Raw genomic sequence first — 3,603 nt, forward strand, 5'->3', positions numbered from 1 at the left:
GTCCACCACGCTGCGCTCGACGCGGTTGGCGAGATGACGTGAATCGGCGATGTCCTCGAAGCCGCGCCAGCGGTCGGATATCTCCTTGTCCTTGGCCAGCGTGTTGGTGATCAGCGTGAAGGTGCGCAAATTTTTGCGGAAGGTCGTGGCCAGCGCCTCGGACGCCCGGCGGCGCACCTCGCCGTCGGCGTCCTGCAAACGGTTCAGCGCCGGCTCCAGCGTCAGTTCCTCGCCGTCGATGTCGAAGCGAAGGTCGGTCATCGTCTCGTCGAACAGGCGGTTCCAGGCGCCGCGCCCGGTGATCGACTTTTCGTGGAAGAGTTGCTCGACGCGGTCCTCAAGCTGGTAGGGCTTGTCCTTGCGCAGATCGAGCACCCATGGCCGGTAATGACCGAAGGCGGGATCGCCGGCGAGCGCGCCTTCGATCGACGCATCGTCGATCAGGTTGAGTTCGAGCGCGAAGAACAGAAGGTGCGCGCTGGCGTCGGTCATCTTCTCCTGGACGTCGCCATAGAGCTTGGCGCGCTGGGGATCGGCGGTGTTTCCGGCATAAACCAGACCCGCATAGGAGACGATGCGGCCGATCAGTTCCTCCAGCGCTTCGTAGGCGACGAGCGCCTCGCCCAGCCTGCCGGCGCTGCCGCGCTCGGCCTCGGCGGCCAGCGTGCCCTTCCAGCGGCTTTCGAAGCTGGTCGCGTCAGCGGCGGCCTTGGCGATGTCGCGCTTCAGTTCTGGCGCGTCCATGCCGGCATAGAGGTCGGCAAGGTTCCATTCAGGCAGGTCGCCCAGCTCGGCCGCGCCCTGACCGGACGCCGGCGCCGCCAGCCGCCGTGCGGAACCCATGTGGCCAGAATCCTTATGCATTGCCGACACCTTCCGTGGCCAAGGTTCAAGGAGAAACGAGAAGCCGGTCAAATCCTAAGGAATTCATTCACCGGGTTTTTTGAAACCTTATTTAGAACCCTGTGCCAAGATGGTCCACAGGGCAGGATTCCTCGGGCGGGCGTAGTCGTATCAGTCATGACAGGTTCCATACTCATAGTCGATGACGATCCGGTGCAACGCCGGCTGCTCGAAGCGGCGGTGACGCGGTTCGGCTACAGCGCAATCGTCGTCGACGGCGGCGCGGCCGCTCTCGATATCCTCGATGGACCCGGCGCCCGCGAGGTGTCGGTGGTCATCCTCGATCTGGTCATGCCCGGTCTCGACGGTATCGGCGTGCTGAAGGCGATGCGCGAGCGCGACATCAACGTGCCGGCCATCGTGCAGACCGCGCAGGGGGGCATCGAGACCGTGGTTTCGGCGATGCGTCATGGCGCCTTCGATTTCGTCGTCAAGCCGGCGTCTCCCGACAGGCTGCAGGCGTCGATCGGCAATGCGCTCAAGGTCGAGGCCGTCGAGGGCGAGGTCAAGCGCACGTCGCGCCGGCGCGGCGGCCTCCTGACCTTCAAGGACATGATTACGCACAGCCCGGCCATGGACAGGGTGATCCGTCTTGGCCAGAAAGCGGCGGCATCCAACATCCCGATCCTGATCGAGGGCGAGTCCGGCGTCGGCAAGGAACTGGTGGCGCGCGCCATCCAGGGCAGTGGCGACCGCCGCTCGAAACCCTTCGTCACCGTCAATTGCGGCGCCATCCCCGACAATCTGGTCGAATCGATCCTGTTCGGCCATGAGAAGGGCTCGTTCACCGGCGCCACCGACAAGCACACGGGCAAGTTCGTCGAAGCGCATTCGGGCACACTGTTCCTCGACGAGATCGGCGACCTGCCGCTCGACGTGCAGGTCAAGCTGTTGCGCGCGGTCCAGGACGGCGAGGTCGATCCGGTCGGCGGACGCTCGACCGTCAGGGTCGACATCAGGCTGATTTCGGCGACGCACCGCAACCTCCTGCAGCAGGTCAAGGACGGCAAGTTCCGCGAGGATCTGTTCTATCGGCTGAACGTCTACCCGATCTTCGTGCCGCCGCTGCGCGACCGCCGCGACGACATCCCCTATCTGGTCACCCATTTCATGGAGAAGGTGGCGCCGGCCGACCCGCACCGTCGCCTGCAGGGTATTTCGGCGGCAGCGCTCGCCGTGCTGCAGGCCTATGACTGGCCTGGAAACATCCGGCAGCTCGAAAATGCCGTCTTCCGGGCCTCGGTGCTTTGCGAAGGCGATGTGCTTTCCGCCGAGGACTTCCCGCAGATACGGGCGCAAGTGGAAGGCACCGTCAACCTGGATATGGACGGCGATGCGCCGGCGCCCTCCCAGTCTTTGCAGGAGCGCGATGACGAAGCCTTGCCCGGCGAGGGCGGCCCAGCAATCGCGTTCGATCCGCCGGCAAGGCTGCAGCCTCGCTTCGGCACGTTGCGGGCGCTCGACGAGCGCGGCAATGTGCGGGCACTGGCCGATGTCGAACTCGAGATGATCAAGCTTGCCATCGATCACTACAACGGACAGATGAGCGAAGTCGCCCGCCGACTCGGGATCGGTCGCTCGACGCTCTATCGCAAGCTCAAGGAACACGGCATCGATCCGGAGACGGGCCGCGTAGACCGGCTCGCCTCCTAAGGGCGATGCCGGGCTGAGCTTCGGAATCCGGCTTGCCACAAAGGCCGACGCCAGCTTGCAATGCCACAGCAGGCCTTGTATCGCCGTTTCGGCGGCATTGGGGCTGTGTCATGGACAGCTCTGTTCACGCATTAAGGCTAACGGTAACAGATCGTGTTCGGGCCGAAGGCGGAAATCTGATCTAAACCAGCAGTTTACCAAGAAACCTTGTGAACAATTTTTGACGGGATATCGCCACGGTGTTACCGCATTTCGGCTTCAATAAGCGATGATTAACCATTAGGATCGATATTCGGGTGTGCTAATGCCACATCCGTTTGGACAAATCCGGGGACAAACGGCAGCCTGCAAGGCCTTTTGATTTGAACAGAATCGAACGACACACAAACAGGCGGCACCATCATTTGAGCGTCTGGCCGAAGTGGCTGGCAGTGTTGGTTGTCGCTTTTGGTTTTGTTGCCGCGGCTGCGAGCGGAGCCAGCGCCGAAACACGGTCGCTGAAGCTTTATCATCTCCACACCCATGAGAAGGCCGAGATCGTCTACAAGCGCAACGGCCGCTACGTTCCCGAGGGTCTCAGGAAGATCAACATCATTTTGCGCGACTGGCGTCGCAACGAGCCGACCAAGATGGATCCGCGCCTGCTGGATCTGGTCTGGGAAGCGTATCGGGAAGCCGGCGCCACGGACTACATCCAGGTCATCTGCGGCTATCGCTCGCCGTCGACGAACTCGATGCTGCGCGGCCGCAGCAGGGGCGTCGCCGAGAAGAGCCAGCATATGCTCGGCAAGGCGATGGATTTCTACATCCCCGGCGTGCCGCTGAAGAAGCTGCGCAACATCGGTCTCAAGATGCAGGGCGGCGGCGTCGGCTACTATCCGTCATCTGGTTCGCCGTTCGTCCACATGGATGTCGGCAATGTGCGCCATTGGCCCGGTATCAGCCGGCAGGAACTGGTCAGCCTGTTCCCCAACGGCAAGACGCTGCATGTGCCGAGCGACGGCAGGCCGCTGCCCGGCTTTGAGCAGGCGCTCGCCTCCTATAAGG

At 62.9% G+C, this 3,603-nt stretch carries 2 protein-coding genes and 1 pseudogene; 2 read left to right on the forward strand and 1 reads right to left on the reverse strand.

Annotated elements, in window-relative coordinates; translation table 11 throughout:
- A pseudogene (locus EN750_RS23845) lies at positions 1 to 843 on the reverse strand (oligoendopeptidase F); the annotation flags it as partial.
- Between the two features lie 177 nt (positions 844 to 1,020).
- Between EN750_RS23845 and EN750_RS23850 the strand changes: the two are divergent.
- The gene (locus EN750_RS23850; RefSeq protein WP_027038209.1) at positions 1,021 to 2,556 is read left to right on the forward strand and encodes a sigma-54 dependent transcriptional regulator; all 1,536 of its coding nucleotides are present in this window, start codon (positions 1,021 to 1,023) and stop codon (positions 2,554 to 2,556) included.
- A gap of 404 nt (positions 2,557 to 2,960) precedes the next feature.
- On the forward strand, positions 2,961 to 3,603 hold a 643-nt coding region (locus EN750_RS23855), incomplete at its 3' end, for a DUF882 domain-containing protein (RefSeq protein WP_127397833.1).

Source organism: Mesorhizobium sp. M7A.F.Ca.ET.027.03.2.1, assembly GCF_003999175.1.
In the GTDB taxonomy this organism is placed as follows: Bacteria; Pseudomonadota; Alphaproteobacteria; order Rhizobiales; family Rhizobiaceae; genus Mesorhizobium.